The sequence below is a fragment of the Mixta gaviniae genome, assembly GCF_002953195.1.
In the GTDB taxonomy this organism is placed as follows: domain Bacteria; phylum Pseudomonadota; class Gammaproteobacteria; order Enterobacterales; family Enterobacteriaceae; genus Mixta; species Mixta gaviniae.
Map to the genome: position 1 here is coordinate 3,341,380 of NZ_CP026377.1, position 20,255 is coordinate 3,361,634.

Annotated in this window: 20 protein-coding genes and 1 pseudogene; 9 read left to right on the forward strand and 12 right to left on the reverse strand. The window is 57.7% G+C overall.

What is annotated here, in order from left to right; all coding sequences use genetic code 11:
- Positions 1-3: 3 nt before the first annotated feature.
- The 4 genes from ypfJ to dapA form a co-directional block, all read right to left on the reverse strand.
- Positions 4-861 carry a KPN_02809 family neutral zinc metallopeptidase gene (ypfJ, locus tag C2E15_RS15645; RefSeq protein ID WP_104958189.1) on the reverse strand — a complete coding sequence of 286 codons (858 nt, stop codon included), beginning with the start codon at positions 859-861 and terminating at the stop codon, positions 4-6.
- Positions 862-1,027: 166 nt separating this feature from the next.
- Positions 1,028-1,741, reverse strand: coding sequence for a phosphoribosylaminoimidazolesuccinocarboxamide synthase (gene purC / locus C2E15_RS15650; protein WP_104959210.1), 714 nt, complete (start codon positions 1,739-1,741; stop codon positions 1,028-1,030).
- A gap of 126 nt (positions 1,742-1,867) precedes the next feature.
- Positions 1,868-2,902 (reverse strand): outer membrane protein assembly factor BamC, encoded by a 1,035-nt coding sequence (gene bamC / locus C2E15_RS15655; protein WP_104958190.1) that lies wholly within the window; start codon positions 2,900-2,902, stop codon positions 1,868-1,870.
- A gap of 14 nt (positions 2,903-2,916) precedes the next feature.
- Positions 2,917-3,795: a 4-hydroxy-tetrahydrodipicolinate synthase gene (gene dapA / locus C2E15_RS15660; RefSeq protein WP_104958191.1), complete on the reverse strand. Its 879-nt coding sequence runs from the start codon at positions 3,793-3,795 to the stop codon at positions 2,917-2,919.
- Positions 3,796-3,952: 157 nt separating this feature from the next.
- On the opposite strand from dapA, the gene C2E15_RS15665 reads away from it, so the two are divergent.
- Together C2E15_RS15665 and bcp are read left to right on the forward strand one after the other, a co-directional pair.
- Positions 3,953-4,546, forward strand: coding sequence for a glycine cleavage system transcriptional repressor (locus tag C2E15_RS15665; RefSeq protein ID WP_104958192.1), 594 nt, complete (start codon positions 3,953-3,955; stop codon positions 4,544-4,546).
- Positions 4,524-4,991 carry a thioredoxin-dependent thiol peroxidase gene (bcp, locus tag C2E15_RS15670; RefSeq protein WP_104958193.1) on the forward strand — a complete coding sequence of 156 codons (468 nt, stop codon included), beginning with the start codon at positions 4,524-4,526 and terminating at the stop codon, positions 4,989-4,991. The genes C2E15_RS15665 and bcp overlap by 23 nt, the downstream gene beginning before the upstream one ends.
- A 35-nt stretch (positions 4,992-5,026) precedes the next feature.
- On the opposite strand, the pseudogene C2E15_RS15675 reads toward bcp, so the two are convergent.
- From C2E15_RS15675 to C2E15_RS15690, 4 genes and pseudogenes are all read right to left on the reverse strand, one after another.
- Positions 5,027-6,087, reverse strand: a pseudogene (locus C2E15_RS15675) (AI-2E family transporter).
- Between the two features lie 118 nt (positions 6,088-6,205).
- On the reverse strand, positions 6,206-7,801 hold the full coding sequence (locus C2E15_RS15680) for a sensor domain-containing diguanylate cyclase (protein ID WP_104958194.1): 1,596 nt from the start codon (positions 7,799-7,801) through the stop codon (positions 6,206-6,208).
- Between the two features lie 258 nt (positions 7,802-8,059).
- Positions 8,060-8,665 carry a DsrE family protein gene (locus tag C2E15_RS15685; RefSeq protein ID WP_104958195.1) on the reverse strand — a complete coding sequence of 202 codons (606 nt, stop codon included), beginning with the start codon at positions 8,663-8,665 and terminating at the stop codon, positions 8,060-8,062.
- 51 nt (positions 8,666-8,716) lie between these two features.
- Positions 8,717-9,322, reverse strand: a complete 606-nt coding sequence (locus C2E15_RS15690) for a DsrE family protein (protein ID WP_104958196.1) — start codon at positions 9,320-9,322, stop codon at positions 8,717-8,719.
- A 706-nt stretch (positions 9,323-10,028) separates the two neighbouring features.
- Between C2E15_RS15690 and bepA the strand changes: the two genes are divergently transcribed.
- Together bepA and arsC are read left to right on the forward strand one after the other, a co-directional pair.
- Positions 10,029-11,495 (forward strand): beta-barrel assembly-enhancing protease, encoded by a 1,467-nt coding sequence (gene bepA, locus C2E15_RS15695; protein WP_104958197.1) that lies wholly within the window; start codon positions 10,029-10,031, stop codon positions 11,493-11,495.
- 15 nt (positions 11,496-11,510) lie between these two features.
- A complete protein-coding gene (gene arsC / locus C2E15_RS15700; protein WP_104958198.1) occupies positions 11,511-11,864 on the forward strand; it encodes an arsenate reductase (glutaredoxin) in 354 nt (117 codons plus the stop codon).
- A gap of 3 nt (positions 11,865-11,867) precedes the next feature.
- On the opposite strand, the gene hda is transcribed toward arsC, so the two are convergent.
- The gene (gene hda, locus C2E15_RS15705) at positions 11,868-12,569 is read right to left on the reverse strand and encodes a DnaA inactivator Hda (RefSeq protein WP_218926727.1); all 702 of its coding nucleotides are present in this window, start codon (positions 12,567-12,569) and stop codon (positions 11,868-11,870) included.
- 360 nt (positions 12,570-12,929) lie between these two features.
- Here hda and C2E15_RS15710 point away from each other — a divergent pair, with 360 nt between their 5' ends.
- From C2E15_RS15710 to C2E15_RS15720, 3 genes are read left to right on the forward strand one after another with little or no spacing between them, the layout of a single operon-like run.
- Positions 12,930-13,340 (forward strand): GNAT family N-acetyltransferase, encoded by a 411-nt coding sequence (locus C2E15_RS15710; protein ID WP_104958200.1) that lies wholly within the window; start codon positions 12,930-12,932, stop codon positions 13,338-13,340.
- A 23-nt stretch (positions 13,341-13,363) separates the two neighbouring features.
- On the forward strand, positions 13,364-14,041 hold the full coding sequence (locus C2E15_RS15715) for a helix-turn-helix transcriptional regulator (RefSeq protein ID WP_104958201.1): 678 nt from the start codon (positions 13,364-13,366) through the stop codon (positions 14,039-14,041).
- Between the two features lie 20 nt (positions 14,042-14,061).
- A complete protein-coding gene (locus C2E15_RS15720; RefSeq protein WP_104958202.1) occupies positions 14,062-15,345 on the forward strand; it encodes a cytosine permease in 1,284 nt (427 codons plus the stop codon).
- 206 nt (positions 15,346-15,551) lie between these two features.
- Here the strand turns inward: C2E15_RS15720 and uraA are convergent, their stop codons facing one another.
- Entirely contained in the window at positions 15,552-16,835 is a 1,284-nt protein-coding gene (gene uraA, locus C2E15_RS15725; protein WP_104958203.1) for a uracil permease, read from the reverse strand.
- A 62-nt stretch (positions 16,836-16,897) separates the two neighbouring features.
- Positions 16,898-17,524, reverse strand: a complete 627-nt coding sequence (upp, locus tag C2E15_RS15730; RefSeq protein ID WP_104958204.1) for a uracil phosphoribosyltransferase — start codon at positions 17,522-17,524, stop codon at positions 16,898-16,900.
- Positions 17,525-17,759: 235 nt separating this feature from the next.
- On the opposite strand from upp, the gene purM reads away from it, so the two are divergent.
- Entirely contained in the window at positions 17,760-18,797 is a 1,038-nt protein-coding gene (gene purM, locus C2E15_RS15735; protein WP_104958205.1) for a phosphoribosylformylglycinamidine cyclo-ligase, read from the forward strand.
- Positions 18,794-19,432 carry a phosphoribosylglycinamide formyltransferase gene (purN, locus tag C2E15_RS15740; protein ID WP_104958206.1) on the forward strand — a complete coding sequence of 213 codons (639 nt, stop codon included), beginning with the start codon at positions 18,794-18,796 and terminating at the stop codon, positions 19,430-19,432. Before purM ends, purN begins: the two co-directional genes overlap by 4 nt.
- A 50-nt stretch (positions 19,433-19,482) precedes the next feature.
- On the opposite strand, the gene pstB is transcribed toward purN, so the two are convergent.
- Positions 19,483-20,250, reverse strand: coding sequence for a phosphate ABC transporter ATP-binding protein PstB (pstB, locus tag C2E15_RS15745; protein WP_104958207.1), 768 nt, complete (start codon positions 20,248-20,250; stop codon positions 19,483-19,485).
- Positions 20,251-20,255: the final 5 nt, after the last annotated feature.

Below are 20,255 nucleotides of genomic sequence, written 5' to 3' on the forward strand. Positions count from 1 at the left end.
GGGTTAGCGGCTGGCGAAGGTATCGCACTGGCCCGGATCGCCGCCGTCGAAGCCACGCTTAAACCAGCTGTAGCGCTGTTCAGAGGTGCCGTGGGTAAAGCTGTCGGGCGTGACGCGGCCCTGGCTTTGTTGCTGCAGCCGATCGTCGCCGATCGCTTCAGCGGCGTTGAGCGCCTCCTGCAGATCGCCCGGCTCCAGAATCTGCTCTTTCTGCATATAGTGACCCCAGACGCCGGCGAAACAGTCAGCCTGCAGCTCCATCTTCACCGACAGCTGATTAACCTGCGTCTGGGAGGCATTCTGCTGCATCTGACGCACTTTTGGCTCGATGCCGAGCAGCTTCTGCACATGGTGTCCAACCTCATGCGCCACTACGTAACCCTGGGCAAAATCGCCGTCGGCACCCAGTTTATTCTTCAGCTCATCGTAAAAGGAGAGATCGATATAGACCGTTTCATCGGCCGGGCAGTAAAACGGCCCCATTACCGACTGGCCGGTGCCGCAGCCGGTGCGCGTCGCGTTGCGGTACATCACCAGATGCGGCGCTTTATATTGCTTGCCCATCTGGGTAAACAGCTTTTGCCAGGTATCTTCGGTCGTTGCGAGGATCACGGAGGTGAATTTCGCCGCCTCGTCATCCTGCGGGCTGACATGCTGCGCGCTGCGCTGCTGTGTCGCCGGCTCGCCGCCGGTCAGCAGCGGCGTCAGATCATAGCCGTAGTAGCCGGCGATCATCACGATCACCAGTAAAACTATCCCGCCTTTGCCGCGCGGAATGCGCATGCGTCCGCCGCCCACGGTGGGAGACTGACTACGACGATCTTCTACATTGTCGCTCTCGCGACGCCCTTGCCAACGCATAACCTTCCCCTGTTGTTCAGTGTGGCGGATATGGAAAATTCTAGTCGCGGCGGCGCTGAATAACCAGAGCGCATCGCGCGGGATGGGAGGGTAACGGAAAACGGGGACGGGCACAACGCGGGAAAGAAGGCCGACGGCGGCTGCGCGTCGGCCGGAAAAAAGGGGGTCAGTCGAGCTTCACGCCCAGACGGTGAGCCACTTCTTCATAGGCTTCGATCACGCCGCCCAGGCTCTGGCGGAAGCGATCTTTATCCATTTTCGCCATGGTTTCTTTATCCCACAGGCGCGCGCCATCCGGCGAAAACTCGTCGCCCAGCGTGACTTCGCCTTTAAACAGGCCGAATTCCAGCTTAAAGTCGACCAGGATCAGGCCGGCGTCGTCGAACAGCTTGCTCAGCACATCATTCGCTTTGTAGGTCAGCTCACGCATACGCGCCAGGTTCTCTTTATTCACCCAGCCGAAGGTTTCGCAGTAGGATTCATTGACCATCGGGTCATGTTTGGCATCATCCTTGAGGAACAGATCGAACAGCGGCGGGTTAAGCAGCATGCCCTCTTCCACGCCAAGACGCTTCACCAGCGAACCGGCGGCGCGGTTGCGCACCACGCATTCAACCGGCACCATCTCCAGCTTTTTCACCAGCGCTTCGTTATCAGAGAGCAGCGCTTCCATCTGAGTCGGGATGCCCGCCTCTTCCAGCTTGCGCATAATGAAGTAGTTAAACTTGTTGTTCACCATGCCTTTGCGATCGAACTGTTCGATTCGCGCCCCGTCCCCGGCTGACGTATCATTGCGGAACTCGAGTACCAACAGATCCGGATTTTCGGTGCTGTAAACGGTTTTCGCTTTGCCGCGATACAACTCAGCTAGCTTTTGCATCTTGATAAACTCCAAACATGGTAAATAGTGAAAGACCCTGAGCGCGCTACGCAATCGTTTACGTCGCTGGGCGCTATTATGCCAAAGTTACAATAAAAAAGGCCGGAATTTTCCGGCCTTTTTTTATTACTTGCTGAGCGCGGCCTGGAAGACCGCCACCAGCGCGTCGTTTTGCGACTGCGTCAGGACATGGCCTTTCGGATCGATAAACTGCAGGCTGCTGCGGTTATCGAGGTCGCCGACCTGCAGCGTATAGTCGCCGTTTGGCAACTGCGGATCTTTGGCGCCGATCTCATCCCAGGTGCTGTCGCCTGGCGCTTTATAAGTGACCTTCAGGCTGCCCTGCGAGCGGTTGCTGTCGGTAACATCCATGCCGATGCGCTGCAGCGCGGCCGGCAGCCGTTGCCAGGTCACGTTGAAAGGCGCGCGCAGGATCAGGTTCGGCAGGCCGGTATCGTCCGCCCCGCTCTGCACGTCGATCTGCGAAGCGCTGCGGCTGGCGGCGGCGTCCTGCGCGGCAGTTTCCATCTTATCCAGGCCGGTGCTGATATCGTTCAGCATCTGCGCGGTATAACGCTGGATTTGCACCGGCGAGGTCACATCCTTGCCCGCCTGCTGCAGCTGCAGCAGCTTGACGGTCAGCGCCTGCTGATAACCCTGCTGCTGCACGCTAATCTGATAGCGGCCGCGATACTGGTTATCTTCATCGGCGCGGTTCCACTCAACCCAGTCGGTGGTCAGCTGCTGGCTGGCGTCCTGACGGCTGGCGATCGGGAAGTGGTAAGACTGCACCACGTTCACCACCTGCGACCAGATAGCGCCGCTGCGGCTGTTTTCCATCATCAATACGCCGGTGTTGCCGCTGAACTGGGCGCGCGCGCCGTTCATTAGCGCCAGCGGCTGCGCAGGCGGACGAATGTCCAGCTGCTTGCCGACCACGCCGTTGCTGGCGGTGTGCGGCACGTCATAGTCGCCGTTTTGCAGCGGCAGGATCATCCCTGCCGGCGCGCGTAGATCCTGCAGCTCAGCCGCCTGCAGATAGGATTCATCTCCGCTGACCTGGCGCTTATAGCGCTGATCGTTGGAACACCCTGCCAGCAGCATCACCGTGGACAGCCCAACGATAGTCGCTACCGTGGACTTTTTTACTGAATAAGCCATCAACTCTCCCTAAATTACAGCAGACCCGCGTTTTTCAGCGCCTGCTCCACAACCGGACTCGCCGCCCCGGATAGCGGAACCATTGGCAGACGCAGGGTATCGGTCGCGATTAATCCCAGTTTTTTCGCGGCCCATTTCACCGGAACAGGATTAGGTTCAACAAACAGTTTCTGATGCAGGTGCATCAGGCGCTGGTTCAGATGACGCGCCTCGGCGAAGTGGCCTGCGCGCGCCAGACGGCACAGCTCGGTCATTTCACGTGCGGCGATGTTCGCCGTCACGGAGATCACGCCGTGGCCGCCCAGCTGCATAAAGTCGAGCGCGGTGGCGTCATCGCCGCTCACCAGCACAAACTCATCATCAACCAGCTCTTGGATCTGGCTGACGCGCGATAAGTTCCCGGTCGCCTCTTTGATCCCGATAATATTTTTAATTTTCGCCAGGCGCGCCACTGTCTCAGGCAGCATATCGCAGCCGGTGCGCGAGGGTACGTTATACAGCATTTGCGGCAGATCGGTGCTTTCCGCGATGGCTTTAAAGTGCTGGTACAACCCTTCCTGCGTCGGACGGTTGTAGTATGGCGTCACGGTCAGGCAGCCGATCACGCCGGTGTTTTCGAAGCGTTTGGTCAGAGAGATGCCTTCTGCGGTGGCGTTCGCGCCGGTGCCGGCGATAACCGGGATGCGGCCGTCGGCAAGTTCGAGCGTCAACATCACCACGTCGCCATGTTCATCATGACTCAGCGTCGCAGATTCGCCGGTGGTTCCCACAGAAACGATGGCGGAGGTTCCGCTCTCGACATGATAATCAATCAGTTTTTTCAGGCTCGCACGGCAGACATTACCTTTGTCATCCATTGGCGTAACGAGCGCAACAATACTTCCCGTGAACATTGGCCATCCCCTCGACAAACAAGTGCTTCATGGTACGTTTGACCGGCGGGGAAAAGCAAGCGAACAGAGGCCGGGAGCGCTTGGCAGAGGGTATTTTTTATGTTTACCTACGGGTTATAACTGTTACTTATCAGCTTACCCCACAGGAAGACCTATTTTGCCGCAGACACCGCAACACTTTTTGGTCATCACGGCGTTGGGCGTCGATCGTCCCGGCATTGTGAACACCATTACCCGTCATGTCAGCAGCTGCGGCTGTAATATTGAAGATAGCCGTCTGGCGATGCTCGGCGATGAGTTTACCTTTATTATGCTGCTCTCCGGCAGCTGGAACGCCATTACGCTGATCGAATCGACGCTGCCGCTAAAGGGCGCCGAACTGGAGCTGCTGATTGTGATGAAGCGCACCAACGCCGGCAGCCGGCCGCCGATGCCGGAGACCGTTTGGGTGCAGGTCGAAGTTAACGACTCGCCGCACATCATCGAACGCTTCACCGATCTGTTCGACTCGCATCAGATGCATATCGCGGAACTGGTTTCGCGCACTCAGCCGGCGCAAGAAAACCAGCCGCCTTTACTCTATATTCAGATCACCGCGCACAGCCCGGCGCATCGGGACGCGACATTAATTGAGCAGGCGTTTCACGCCCTATGTACAGAACTGCATGCGCAAGGCACTATTAGCGTCGTGAATTATCCTCAGCATGACGAAAAAATGGAGAGTAGTGATGAATCCACTGAAAGCCGGTGATACCGCACCGAAATTTAGCTTGCCCGATCAGGACGGCGAACAAGTAAATTTGACCGACTTCCAGGGACAGCGCGTGTTGGTCTACTTCTACCCCAAGGCGATGACGCCCGGCTGCACCGTCCAGGCGTGCGGTCTGCGCGATAACATGGATGAGCTGAAAAAAGCGGGTGTGGAAGTGCTGGGTATCAGCACCGACAAGCCGGAAAAACTGTCGCGCTTCGCGGAAAAAGAGCTGCTGAACTTTACCCTGCTCTCAGATGAAAACCATGAAGTCAGCGAGCAGTTCGGCGTCTGGGGCGAGAAAACCTTTATGGGTAAAACCTACGACGGTATTCACCGCATCAGCTTTCTGATCGACGCCAACGGCGCCATTGAGAAAGTGTTCGACGATTTCAAAACCAGCAACCATTATGACGTCGTCATGGATTACCTGAAATCCGCCTGAGGCAACGCGTGGCGTCTGTGACGCCACGACGCCGGTTACGCCTCGGTACGCAGGGTATCCGGCCAGGCATGCACTACGGCCTTGATCAGCGTCGCCAACGGAATGGCGAAAAACACCCCCAGAAGCCCCACAGGCCGCCGAAAATCACCACCGCCAGAATAATCACCAATGGATGCAGGTTTACCGCTTCGGAAAACAGCACCGGCACCAGCACGTTGCCATCCAGCGCCTGGATAATCAGATAAACCACCATCATCGTCCAGAAATCGCTACCCAATCCCCACTGGAACAGGCCGACGCAAATTACCGGCAGCGTCGCCGCCAGCGCGCCGATATAGGGGATCAGCACCGATAGCCCCACCAGCACCGCCAGTAGCAGCGCGTAGTTCAGTCCCAGCACCAGAAAAGCGATCCAGGTGGCGACGCCGACCACCACCATCTCCAGCACCTTGCCGCGGATATAGTTGGTGATCTGCTGATTCATCTCGCTCCAGACCTGCCCCGCCAGGCCGCGGTTGCGCGGCAGCACGCGGCGCACCGCATCCAGCATCTGCTGCTTATCTTTCAGCAGGAAGAACACCATTAGCGGCACCACCACCAGATAGATCGCCAGCGTCATCAAGCCCACCAGCGACGCCAGCGAATATTTCACCACCGACTCGCCCACGCCCGACAGGCGGCTGCGCAGATTATCGATGACGATATCGACGATACCGGCATCGGCCAGCGCCGGAAAACGCGCCGGCAGCCCGGCAGAGAAGAGGTAGAGCTTGTTCAGCATATTCGGCGTGTCGTGCAACAGGTTAATGCCCTGCTGCCAGGCGACCGGCGCCACCACCAGCACAAACAGCAGCAGTACCCCGACGAAAAAGGCCAGCACGACAGTGGTGGCCCAGCTGCGCGAGCAGCCCAGCCGCTCCAGCCGCACCGTTGGCCACTCCAGCAGATAGGCGATCACCAGCGCCACCAACAGCGGCGCCAGCAGATCGCTGAAAAAAAACAGTATGAAAAACGCTGCCAGCAAAATCACCAGCAGGGCAATGGCTTCCGGATCGCTAAAGCGGCGGCGATACCATTGAATAAGAAGAGCCAGCATGGCATTCCCTTCCCTGTATTAACAAGGTGGACGATTGTACTGAAATGCGCGGCGGAAGACAGAATTACCTGAAGGCGGGTGCCGCCTGCAGGTAAACGTGCTGCGCCTCGGGTGGCGCTTACAGGTAAACGTGTCGCGCGTCGGGCACTGAAGCGGCGGCGACCACGCAGTTGCGCCCCGCACGCTTGGCGCGATAGAGCGCCTCGTCGGCGCGACGGAAGCTCTCTTCAAGGGCTTCGCCGTCGGCAAGCCAGCAGCTCACGCCCACTGAGAGCGTTACCTCGCCTACCGGGTCGATCGCCTGCTGCTGCGTGACGGCGCGCACCCGCTCCGCCAGCGCCAGCGCGGTCGCTTCATCAACGCCGGGCAGGACCATCAGGAACTCTTCGCCGCCGCTGCGGCAGACCACGTCAGTCTGGCGCGCGCTGCTTTTTAGCTGGCGCGCCACCTGCTGGATCACCCGGTCGCCGCTATCATGCCCCCAGGTATCGTTCACCCGTTTAAAGTGATCGATATCCAGCGCCAGCACGGCGAAAGGCTGCCGGGTGGTGGAGAAATACTCCAGCACCGCATGCAGGCCGCGGCGGTTAAGCAGCCCGGTCAGCGGATCGGTCTGCACTTCCGATTTCAGCTGGCCGATTTTGTTATGCATCAACCCCATGCCGGCGAGCAGCGCCCGTTTAATTTGCGCCGCCTCGAAATACCATGAGCGCACGCCCTTGATCTCCAGCGCGGCATCCTGCTCATCCATCTGGCTCGCCTTGCGCGCCAGATGCCACAGCGGCAGCGCAATAAGCCGCGCCAGCAGCCAGGCGGCGATCAGGGTCAGCAGCGCCAGCGGCAGCGAATGCTGCACCACCTGGAAAAGCAGGCTGCTGAGCGGCGCCAGCGTGATACGCGTCGGCTTAACGGCGATAATGGTCCAGTCGGAGTCCGGCACGTGCGCATAGCCAGCCAGCACCGGTTCGCCCCGCTCGTCGGTAATCTGCTGATAACCGCTGCTGGCGTAGGCGCCCGCCTCCTGATGCAGTAGCGGCGCGATTTTTTTGCCGACCAGCTGGCTGTTGTGGTGATAGAGAACGCGGTTATCGCGATCCAACACGTAGAGCTGCGTGCCGTCGCGATAGAACTGGCTGAGCAGCAGCTCGTTGAGGATGCTTTTGCGCTTCAGGTAGATCGTGCCGCCAACGTAGCCGAGATAGCTGCCGGTTTCCGACCAGATCGGCCGCGAAATAAACACGATCAGGTTATTCGCCGCCGAGACGCCAGGCTGCCCAATCAACGGCACGCGCCGCTCCAGCGCCTCATGGGAGCTGGCAGAGTTGAGGTGCATGCCTTTCAACATCAGCGATTCCGGGGAAATCGCGCGCACCCAGCCGCCGGCGTCGACAATCGCCACCGAGTTAAAGCTGTTGGTTTGCTGCCGCAGCCGCTCCACTTCCGTTTGCAGCAGCGCCTCATCGTCAAAATGGCTGCCGATCTGCGTGGCGGACCAGGCAAGCTGTGATTGCGCCTGCTGGAAAAACTGCCCCGTTGTGGCGGCCAGCTTGGCGGCATAAACGCGATTGGCTTCCAGCGTATTCATGATCAGCTGCTCGCGCTGGACGCGCCAGGCGGCATAGAGGGAATTAGCCAGAGTGATAACGATACTGGCGACCGCCAGCAGGGTAATAAGAGTCCGTAAGTCCGTTTTCGGCCGTAGCAGCCTTAACATGGACCCACCTTTATCGGGTTAATCATTTAATTTTTTACGCCTTGTGATGCGTTCTTATCGTTGCTGCTTATTGAGTCATGCGCCCTGGTGAGATGCACGTCTCAAGTGTACACGGGTTAAGCAGCCAGCAAAACGCTTCCACGGCGGGTATGTGCAAATAATCTGCTGGTCAGTCCAGCTGCGGCGCTTGCCGCCGGTGCGGATAAAAAAAAGCACCGCCGGAGGCGGTGCCCTGTAACACAAAACGGCGCGATGCAATCAGAGCATTAACAGCCCATAACCCTGATTCTGCAAGGTGGCGACCGTGGTGCCGCTGGAGATGGTGTGGGTAACCGACTTATCGATCCACTCACGGTCGATATGGTGGAAGGCTACGGACTGATCGCAGACGGTGACTTTCACGCCCGCTTTTTCCAGCTCGCTGATCATTTTCAGGTTCGGGTTATCAATGCCGTACGCTTTATGGAACTGTTCGTTATTCAGCGCAGCGATCACGGCATCGCCGTTCATCGATACCACAAAATCAAGCTTTTTCAACGGAATGCCGGCAGCGTAATAGAGGTTGACCACGCGCGCAACGCGTTCCAGACCCAGGTGCGGATCTTTGATATCGCCATCGTTTTTATTCAGCTGGAAAACAATTTTGTTGCTCAGGCTGGGATCGTTACGCGGGTTATAGGCCGGCGTATCGACATAATGAATTTTGCCATAACCTTCGATAGCCGGGGTTGACCAGAAATCGGCAGGCTCCGTCTTGTTGCTGAGATGGTTAGTCACTTTGTCATAGAGCTGTGGTGCCTGAAGCACGTTACCGCCGATAAAACCGGCCAGAGCCGCAACGACGATATAAGATACGGGACGCATAAAAAAGCACTCCTTTAAAATAGGATGTTTGTCATAAAAAGGTCGAACACATTACATCTGCAACAAGGCGTAGCCCTGGTTTTCCAGGGTTGAAACCGTCGTTGGGCTGGATAAAGCATGGACTACCGAACGATCTATCCAGTCATGTTTGAAATGGTGAAAGGCAACCGACTGATCGCAGACGGTGACCTTAACGCCCGCATCATTCAGCGCCTGAATAAGTTTGAGACTGGGATTATCAAAACCGTACAAACGGCGGAATTGCTGATTGTTTAACATCGCTGGCGTGGCGTCGCCGGTGACGGAAACCACAAAGTGCAGCCGATCCAGCGGCACGCCGGCGGCAACGTATAAATTCACCACGCGCGCCACGCGCTCCAGGCCCAGGTTAGGAATTTTCATTCCCCCTTCGCTGCGGGTGATCTGGAAAACGACTTTGTTGCTCAGATCCGCCTTCGGCTGAAACTGCGCGTCAGATTCGTAATGGATTTTGCCGTAGCCGTTAATGGCCGGCGTACTCCAGAAACCTGCGGACTCTTCTCCGACAGAATTAAAATGCGCGGTGACTTTGTCGATAATTTCGGGGCTTTTGGTTATACCCACGCCGACTACGCCGCCCACCACGGCAATTAAAAAACAGGTTACTGCAGAACGCATTTTTACGGCTCTCCGGATGAATGTTCAGCGGCTGCAAAGCACTCTTTTTCGCTCTGGTTCTTTGCGGCCTTTTTCATCTATATCACAGAGTCGCACAGCGGAAATACAGGTTACGCAGCGGCACTAACGGGCTAATTTCATCGGGTGATAATACAGTAAAAAAACTATGTGCTTTTTTTCCTGCGCTCCAGATAACTGCTTGATTAAACAACGGCAGCGCCGCTTAAGACTATCCTCAGGCAGAGGCAAAGCTTTGCCGATCCACTTAATATCAGAGAATCCATTAAATAAAGGCGGCGGGCAAAGCGGAGTAAAAGTTAATTGTGGATCTGCCGGTGTGCAAAGTCGGACAAAATAACCCGCCGACCCGCGCCAGAGAAGAGTGAGTGCGGAAGAGAAATGCGCGACGTTACAGTAAAATCGTTAAAGCTTTTAAAAATTTTTGCGACGACAGGCGCAAACATTTTCAGAACATACTTAATCAAATCCCGTGCCACTTTCAATTTCTCTGAATAAGTTTACACAACTTTGAATTTTGCCCGCCGTCGGCCGCCTGTTTTCCTGGCGTTGCAGGCCGCTTAAACAGCCATTTCATTATGCAGTTTACCCCGCTAAGATAGCGCCCTGAGCGCCTGCGTTGCGCTGTGGTATGAACCATCCGGATCGCATCAGGTCAAAACTTTACTCTCTGCCCAGGGGAAGAAGTATGTTCAATCGCTTGAAGAAAAATGTCATCGCCTCGCTTATTGTCACGCTGCTGGCGGGCAACGTGCTTACTTCTCAGGCAGACGTCGCGGATTCGCTCCCGGATATCGGCACCACCGCAGGCGGTACGCTGTCGATTAATCAGGAGCTGCAGATGGGCGATTTTTACGTGCGCCAGCTGCGAGCCAGCGCGCCGCTGATCAACGATCCGCTGCTCAATCAGTACATCAACCAGCTCGGTATGCGGCTGGTCGCGCACGCCGATTCGGTGCGCACCCCTTTCCATTTCTATCTGATCCGCAACGATGAAATAAACGCCTTCGCCTTTTTCGGCGGCAACGTGGTGCTGCATTCGGCGCTGTTCCGCACCAGCGATAATGAAAGCCAGCTGGCCTCGGTGATGGCGCATGAAATTTCACACGTCACCCAACGCCATCTGGCGCGCGCGATGGAAGATCAACAGCGTAATGCGCCGCTTACCTGGGTCGGCGCGCTCGGCTCGATTCTGCTGGCGATGGCCAACCCGCAGGCGGGCATGGCGGGGCTGGCCGGTACGCTGGCCGGCACCCAACAGGGCATTATCTCTTTTACCCAGAATAACGAGCAGGAGGCGGATCGCATCGGCATTCAGGTGCTGCAGCGCGCCGGCTTCGATCCGCAGGCGATGCCGACTTTCCTGCAAAAGCTGGCGGATCAGTCGCGCTTCGCCTCAAAGCCGCCGGAAATTCTGCTGACGCACCCGCTGCCCGACAGCCGTCTGGCTGACGCCCGCAACCGCGCCGAGCAGATGCGTCCGATAGTGGTGCAATCCTCGCAGGATTACTACATGGCGAAAGCGCGCGCGCTGGGCATGTACGCCACCGGACAGAACCAGCTGAGCGACGATCTGCTGGCGGAGTGGTCAAAAGGCAATGCGCGCCAGCAGCAGGCAGCGCAGTACGGCAGAGCCCTGCTGTTCCTGGAGGCAAAAAGCTTCGCCAACGCAAAGCAGATCATCGCGCCGCTGCTGGCGAAGGCGCCGAATAACGTCTGGTTTCTCGATATCATGACCGATATCGATATCGGGCTGAATCAGCCGCAGCAGGCGGTGGCTCGCCTGTCGGCGCTGAAGGCCAGCGGCAGCGATCCGGTACTGCAGCTCAACCTGGCGAACGCCCTGCTGGAAGCGAAGCAGCCCGCCGCGGCCAGCCGCGTATTGAACCGTTACACCTGGGCGCATCCTGACGATATCAACGGCTGGGATCTGCTGGCGCAGGCGTCGGCGGCGCAGAACCGGCGCGACGAAGAACTCTCGGCGCGCGCCGAAGGGCTGGCGCTGACCGGCCAGCTGGATCAGGCGATCAGCACCCTCAGCAGCGCCAGCGCGCAGGTGAAGCTGGGCAGCCTGCAGCAGGCGCGCTATGACGCGCGCATCGATCAGCTGCGTCAGCTGCAGCTGCGCTTCCGCCAGTATCAGAAAGGACGTTAATAAGAGGACATCAACATGACCACTGTCACCATCTATCACAATCCGCGCTGCTCCAAAAGCCGCGAAACCCTGGCGCTGCTGGAACAGCGCGGTATCAAACCGGAAGTGGTGCTTTATCTGCAGCAGCCGCCCGACGTCGCCACCCTGCGCCAGCTGGTGCAGGCGCTGGGTCTTGGCAGCGCGCGCGCGTTGATGCGCGACAAAGAGGCGGACTATCAGGCGCTGGGCCTGGACGATCCGACGCTGAGCGAAGAGGCACTGCTGGCGGCGCTGGCCGACCATCCGAAACTGATCGAGCGCCCGATTGTGGTGGCGCAGGGCAAAGCGCGCCTGGGGCGTCCGCCGGAGCAGGTGCTGGAGATCCTGTAAGCGCTACAGCGCCAGGATCTCTTTTACGAAGGGGATAGTTAACTTGCGCTGGGCGGTGATCGAGGCGCGATCGAGCCGATCCAGCGTTGTGAATAAGGTGCGCATTTCCCGATCCAGCCGTTTCAGCAGGAAGCGGCCCACATCTTCCGGCAGCTCAAAGCCGCGCAGGCTGGCGCGCAGCTGCAGCGCCTGCAGCTTATCCTCATCGGAGAGCGGTTGCAGCTTATAGATCTGCCCCCAGTCAAGCCGCGATGCGAGATCCGGCAGCTTCAGCTTTAGCTGGCGCGGCGGGCGATCGCCGGTGATCAGCAGGCGGGTCTTGCCGGTTTCCAGAATGCGATTGTAGAGATCGAAAATCGCCATCTCCCACGCTTCCTCGCCGGCGATGCACTCAATATTGTCGATACAAACCAGCGACAGCTGCTCCATGCCATCCAGCACTTCCGGCACAAACCAGGTGCGTTTATCCAGCGGCACATAGCCGACGGCGTCGCCGCGCGTGGACATTTCTGCGCAGGCGGCATGCAGCAGATGGCTGCGTCCCCCGCCCTCGCGTGACCAGAAATAGAGATAGCTGCCATGTTCCTGCGCCAGAGCGCCTTTAAGTGCGGCCAGCAGGGACGCATTTTCACCCGGCCAGAAGCTGGCGAAGGTTTCATCATCCGGTAAATAGAGTGGCAGTGAAAGTTGTGCCGGCGTGTTCAGAAGCACCTCAAGTTGAACGGGCTAAAAACGGCGGTAGTTTAACACATCTTTTCAGGTGAAATGAAATGGGAGCGACGCGCCGCAACCCCGGGGGTCGCAGGCGGCATACGCGATGAAAATTGATAAGATTCCCTGGTGATGGCCGATGTAATTGGCTTCGGTTAAGAAGAATATCTTTCTAATCTTGTTATGTTTAATACTTTATCTTGAATAATAAGATAGCGAATTTCCTGATTCAGAGGAACGGGGGAATTTCTCTCTTGCTGCATATGATTAAAAATGATAATAAGTCTGGCGCGGTGAGGTTTATATATTTTTAATTATAAACACGATAACTATTTCACAAGGAAAATATTAGCAATGCATATCAACGTGACGGATAATCCGGCTCAGGTGGATGAAGATTTTGTCATTGATAGTCTGTGGGCGCATAACAATAAATTCGATAAGGTGGATATTCATCCACTCTTTATTACCTTAAGAGATGATGAAAACCGTATCGCCGGCGGCCTGGTGGCCAGAACCTGGTGGGGCGGCCTGGAGGTGCAATATCTCTGGGTCAGCGACGATTGCCGTACTCAGGGTTTTGGCCGGACGCTGATGCAGGAAGCGGAAAAACAGGCGATGCAACGCGGCTGTCATATGGCTTATGTCGATACCTTCAGTTTTCAGGCGAAAGGCTTTTATGAAAAGCTGGGCTATCGCGAATATGGTCATTTAGGAAATTACGCGCATAAGCACACGCGATATTACCTGGCGAAAGATCTCTAATCGTTAGCGATAAGGCCAATATCATGTCCGATATCGATGCCGGCTTCAGCAGCCTGATTGCGATGATGGAGCATCTCAGCGAGCCGTGGGGCATAAAAGATCGGGAATCGCGGCATATTTATATGAATAAAGCCGCCCTGCTTTATACCAGCACGCCATTGAACTTTGATATTGCCGGTAAAACGGATGCGGAATTTCCGGCCGACTGGGCGGAGTGCGCGGAGGATTTGCAGGAGCATGACCGGCGCACGGAAACGTCGCGCAGGCAAACGGCGGTCATAGAGACCCATTACTGGTTCGGTAAGGATTATCTGACGCCGTGGGTGAGCGAAAAGCTGCCGGTTTATAACAGCAGCGGCGACTATATTGGCGTGATCTGGAATGCCAAGCCGCTAAATACACTGTCGCCGCATAAATATATTAACCAGCAAAAACCCAGCGTGCTGACCACCGATATGCCTAATAACCTTTTTACCCAGTCGGAGCTGGATATTATCTTTTTTATGCTGCAGCGCCTTTCCGTTAAGGAGATCGCCAAAATATATAATATCAGCCCGAAGACCATTCAAAATCGCGTTTATAACATCTATCAAAAAGCGGACGTGCATTCTCTGAGCCAGTTTGAAGAATATTGCCGCCATGCACAGCTTGATAGCTATATCCCTTATCGCCTGCTTGAAAAAGGCGTGCAGTTTATCTGAGATTCTCACGGAACCTGTTCATGATAAAAATTGACGATTTCCCGCTGACGCGGGTGCCGCAAGATAAAAAAGTTTCCTTTTTGAGCGTGGCAATTGTCCATATGGGCATGCTGACTGCCCTCGACCAGTTTATGTTGGGTGCGGTGCTGGGCCACACTATGACGCTGGTCGATGCCTTTATCGCCATCGCCGTCGGCAGCCTGATTTTCGGCGTGGTCACCTTTGGTCTCGGCTACGCCGGGATGCGCGAAGGCATTTCCGGGAGCCTGCTGGCGCGCTGGTGCGGTTTTGGCCGTCTTGGATCGGTATTGATCGGCCTGATCGTGGCGATCAGCCTGCTCGGCTGGTTCGGCATTCAGAACGCTATCTTCGCGAAATCGCTGGATGTGGCGCTGGATCACCGGCTGGGCTTCGGCTGGTCCGCCGCGCTGTCCGGCAGCGTGCTGACCATTCTGGTCACCTTCGGCTTTCGCGCGCTGCGCATCGCCGCGCGTATCGCAGTGCCGCTGTTTATCGCGCTGGTCGCCTGGGTTTCCTGGGTGGCGCTGACCGGCCATGACCTGCATGGCGCGCTGCAGCTGACGCCGCCGGGCGATCCGCTCTCGATTAGCGCAGGCATCACCATTGTGGTGGGCGGCGCCATTGTCGCCAGCCTGATGACGCCCGATCTGACGCGCTATTCGCGCAACAGCGGCCAGGTGCTGGGGGTGACGCTGCTGACCATTATCGCTGGCGAGTTCATCATTAACGGCCTGGCGATCCTGATCGCCAAAAGCCTCGGCACGGATGATGTGGTGTCGATTATGTCGCAGGGCGCGGGCGGTCTCGGCATGATGGTGGTGGTGTTCTCTACGCTACGCGTCAACGATTTAAACCTCTACTCTTCGTCGCTGGGCATCGTGAACGCCGTCGAAGGGCTGAGCGGCCGTAAATGGCGATACGCGCCGACCACGCTTGCCATCGGCGTACTGGGCACGACGCTCTCCGTGCTGGGCATTCTCGACCGTTTTGTCGATTTCCTTACCGTGCTGGGCGTGGTCTTCCCGCCGGTGATTGGCATTATGCTGATCGACTATTTCCTGCTGCGCACTCATCGCGCCGCGCTGGATGAGAGCCGCCGTAACGGCCGCCTGCCGGATGAAACGCCGGCAATCGGCCTGCCGGCGATTATCGCCAGCGTGGCGGGTGCGGCGGTAGGCCTGCTCAGCGACTGGGGTGTGCCAACCATCACCTCGCTGCTGGTCGCCTGCGGAGTTTACTGGGTCTGCCATCGCCTGTTCGCCCGTAAGCTGGCGATCGCCTGATAATCGGACGTAAAAAAGGCGCCCTGCGGCGCCTCTGATGATTGATATCGTGCCATCGCGGGCGACATGGCCCGTTCGCAAAGACGCAACAGACGGCATCCATGCCAGCTCGGCCCGCGCAGCCCTTTGCGCGGGACGCTTTGCTCACGGATCCCGCCCGCACCTTAAGTTTGGCGGTCGTCTGAGGCCCCTTTTTATGGCGGGGCCTACGCCGGCTTGTTATCGCCAGGCTCCAGAATCACCTCTTCCGGACGCAGCACGTTAATCAGTTTGAAAATCAGGCTCAGCCCGACGCCGACAAGGGTCGCCAGCGCCATCCCCTTCAGTTCAGCGGCGCCGATATGCACCTTCGCCCCGCTGACGCCGATAATCAGGATCACCGAAGTGAGGATCAGGTTCTGCGCTTTGTTGTAGTCCACCTTCGATTCAATCAGCACGCGGATGCCTGACGCGCCAATCACTCCGTAGAGCAGCAGCGACACGCCGCCCATCACCGGCACCGGCACCGCCTGAATCGCCGCCGCCAGCTTACCGACGCAAGAGAGCAGAATAGCGATAATCGCCGCGCCGCCAATTACCCAGGTGCTGTAAACGCGGGTAATCGCCATCACGCCGATATTTTCGCCATAGGTGGTATTCGGGGTGGAGCCGAAAAAGCCGGAAATAATGGTGGAAAAACCGTTGGCGAACATCGACCGGTGCAGGCCCGGATCGCGGATCAAATCCTTTTTAACGATATTGGCAGTCACCACCAGATGTCCGACATGCTCGGCGATCACCACCAGGGCCGCCGGCAGAATGGTCAGCATCGCATACCATTCGAAGCGCGGCGTATAGAAGGTCGGCAGCGCGAACCACGGCGCCGCCTCGACGCTGCGCCAGTCAACAATGCCCATAGTCCACGACAGCAGATACCCCGCCAGCACGCCGATCAGGATCGGGATAATCGCCAGAAAGCCGCGGAACAGCACCGAACCGAAAACCGTCACCGCCAGCGTCACCAGCGAAATCGTCACCGCTGTGCCGTCAACCGCCGTGCCGTCGGCTGGCAGCAAGCCCGCCATATTGGCCGCCACGCCCGCCAGCTCCAGACCGATGACCGCGACAATCGCCCCCATCGCCGCCGGCGGGAACATGACGTCCAGCCAGCCGGTACCCGCCTTTTTCACAATCAGCGCCACCAGACAAAACAGCACGCCGCAGAGGATAAAGCCGCCCAGCGCCACCTCATACCCCAGCGGCAGCAGCAGCAGCACCGGCGAGATAAAGGCGAAGCTGGAGCCTAAATAGGCCGGAATTTTACCCTTACAGATAAACAGATAGAGCAAGGTGCCGACGCCGTTAAACAGCAGCACCGTGGCCGGATTGATATGAAACAGGATCGGCACCAGCACCGTCGCGCCGAACATGGCGAACAGGTGCTGAAAGCTGAGCGGAATCGTTTGCAAGAGCGGTGGGCGTTCGTTAACGCCAATCGCGCGACGAGTCATGAAGTATCCCCTTGAGCGGTTTTAGGCAAAAAAAAGCCGACTCTTGCGGTCGGCTGAAAGATTTATTTGGTTCCGAAAATTTTGTCGCCCGCGTCTCCGAGACCCGGGATGATGTAGCCTTTGCTGTTCAGCCCCTGATCGACGGAGGCGGTGTAAAGCTCCACGTCCGGGTGCGCTTTTTCCAGCGCCGCGATGCCTTCCGGCGCCGCCACCAGCACCAGTACCTTGATGCTGCTGCAGCCCGCTTTTTTCAGCAGATCGATGGTGGCGATCATCGAGCCGCCGGTCGCCAGCATCGGGTCGACCACCAGCGCCATGCGCTCTTCAATATTGGAAACCAGCTTCTGAAAATAGGGTACCGGCTCCAGCGTCTCTTCATCGCGATAGACGCCCACCACGCTGATGCGTGCGCTCGGTACATGCTCCAACACCCCTTCCATCATGCCGAGGCCGGCGCGCAGGATCGGGACAACGGTAATTTTTTTGCCTTTGATCTGATCGATTTCCACCGGGCCGTTCCAGCCTTCGATGGTCACTTTTTCTGTTTCCAGATCGGCCGTGGCTTCGTAGGTCAGCAAACTTCCCACTTCCGACGCCAGCTCGCGAAAACGCTTGGTGCTTATATCCTGCTCACGCATCAGGCCCAGTTTATGTTTGACGAGTGGGTGTTTGACTTCCACGATCTTCATTGTTGTACTCCCGGAGTGTTGAGCGGAAAAAAAAATCGCGGGATTATACCGCCTTTTGCCAACGGCGCCATATGAGATGAGGTAATAAAGCGCAAAAGCGACGCCCTGTGCTAAGCATCCGCCAAAAAGCCGGAATCCGCAATGTCAGCCAAAGATGTCACTCGCAAACGTTTGCCTGCGCTGTTAGAATTGCCGCGCTTTATATTCAAACCGCAAACCGCGTGGGGATTCCGCAGTGACCGACAAGACCTCTCTCAGCTATAAAGACGCCGGCGTAGATATTGATGCAGGCAACGCGTTAGTCGATCGTATTAAAGGCGTGGTGAAACAGACCCGTCGTCCTGAAGTGATGGGCGGACTGGGCGGTTTCGGCGCGCTGTGTGCCCTGCCGCAGAAATACCGCGAGCCGGTGCTGGTATCCGGCACCGATGGCGTAGGTACCAAGCTGCGTCTGGCGATGGATCTCAAACGCCACGACACCATCGGTATCGACCTGGTCGCCATGTGCGTGAATGACCTGGTGGTTCAGGGCGCAGAACCCCTTTTCTTCCTCGACTATTACGCCACCGGCAAGCTGGATGTGGATACCGCCTCGGCGGTGATCGCCGGCATCGCTGAAGGCTGTCTGCAGTCGGGCTGCGCGCTGGTAGGCGGTGAAACCGCAGAGATGCCGGGCATGTATCACGGCGAAGATTACGACGTGGCAGGCTTTTGTGTCGGCGTGGTGGAAAAATCGGAAATCATCGACGGCAGCAAAGTGCAGGACGGCGACGTGCTGATCGCCCTCGCCTCCAGCGGCCCGCACTCCAACGGCTACTCGCTGGTGCGCAAAATTTTGCAGGTGAGCCAGACCGATCCGCTCAGCAAGCAGCTGGAAGGCAAACCGCTGGCCGATCACCTGCTGGCGCCGACGCGCATCTACGTGAAAAATATCCTGAGCCTGATTGAGCAGATCGACGTTCACGCCATCGCCCACCTCACCGGCGGCGGCTTCTGGGAAAACATTCCGCGCGTGCTGCCGGACAACACCCAGGCGGTAATCGATGAAGCGAGCTGGCAGTGGCCGGCGGTGTTCAACTGGCTGCAGCAGGCGGGCAATGTCAGCCGTCACGAAATGTACCGTACCTTTAACTGCGGCGTCGGCATGGTAATCGCCGTCAGCGCCAGCGAAGCGGATAACGCGGTTGCGCTAATGAACGCTGCGGGCGAGCAGGCGTGGAAGATCGGCGTTATCAACGCCGCTGACAGCGAAGAGCGTGTGGTTATTAAATGAAACGGCTGGTGGTGCTGATTTCCGGCAGCGGCAGTAACCTGCAGGCGATCCTCGACGCCTGCCGCCAGGGGCGCATCGACGCCTGCGTGGCGGCGGTATTCAGCAACCGGGCGGGCGCCTATGGCCTTGAACGCGCCCGTCAGGCTGACATCCCGGCGCATGCGCTGGCGGCGTCCGATTACGCCAGCCGCGAGGATTTCGATCGCCAGCTGATCGCCGACATCGACGCTTACGCGCCCGATCTGGTGGTGCTGGCGGGATATATGCGCATCCTCAGCCCCGTTTTCGTCGCGCACTACCAGCATCGTCTGCTGAATATCCACCCTTCCCTGTTGCCGAAATATCCCGGTCTGCATACCCATCGTCAGGCGATAGAAAACGGCGACGGCGAACATGGCACCTCGGTGCATTTCGTCACCGACGAACTGGATGGCGGCCCGGTGATTTTACAGGCCAAAGTACCGATATTCGCCGACGATAGCGAAGCAGAGGTGATTGCGCGCGTGCAGCATCAGGAACATGCAATCTACCCGCTGGCAATAAGCTGGTTTGTCGATGGCCGACTGGCGATGCGCGATAACGCCGCCTGGCTTGACGGCGAGAAGCTGCCGCCGCAGGGCTACGCGGGCGACTAAGCCGCACATTCTTCTACAGAGAGCCGCCCGGCTCTCTGCTTTTCCCCCTCTCAGCCAAAGCGTCCGGTAATATAATCTTCGGTACGTCGCTGCTTCGGCGTGGTGAACAGCGTATCGGTATCGGCGAACTCCACCATTTTGCCCTGATGCATAAACGCGGTGTAGTCAGACACGCGCGCTGCCTGCTGCATATTGTGCGTCACCAGAATCAGGGTGAAATGCTGCTTCAGCGTGGTCATCAGCTCCTCGATCACCAGCGTGGAAATAGGATCGAGCGCCGAGGTCGGCTCATCCAGCAGCAGCACCTCTGGCTCGATAGCGATCGCGCGGGCGATCACCAGCCGCTGCTGCTGGCCGCTGGAGAGCGTCAGCGCATTTTGCCGCAGGCTGTCTTTCACCTCCGGCCACAGCGCCGCCGCACGCAGCGCGCGCTCTACCGCCTCATTCAGTATCCGGCGATCGCGCACGCCCTGCAGACGCAGGCCGTAGACCACGTTTTCATAGATCGATTTGGGAAACGGGTTAGGCCGCTGGAACACCATTCCCACCCGGCGACGCAGCGCAGAGAGATCGCCACCGCTCTGTAAAATATTGCGCTGATCCAGCCAGATCTCCCCTTCCATACGGCAGTTGTCGATCACGTCATTCATGCGGTTAAAGCAGCGCAGCAGCGTCGATTTGCCGCAGCCGGAGGGGCCGATCAGCGCGGTAATACGATTTTTCGGGATCGCCAGCGAAATCCCGTCAAGCGCCTGCTTCTCGCCATACCAGAGGGAGAGTTGATTAATTGTCAGCGCGGTTTCGTTCTCAGCGATCATGGTTT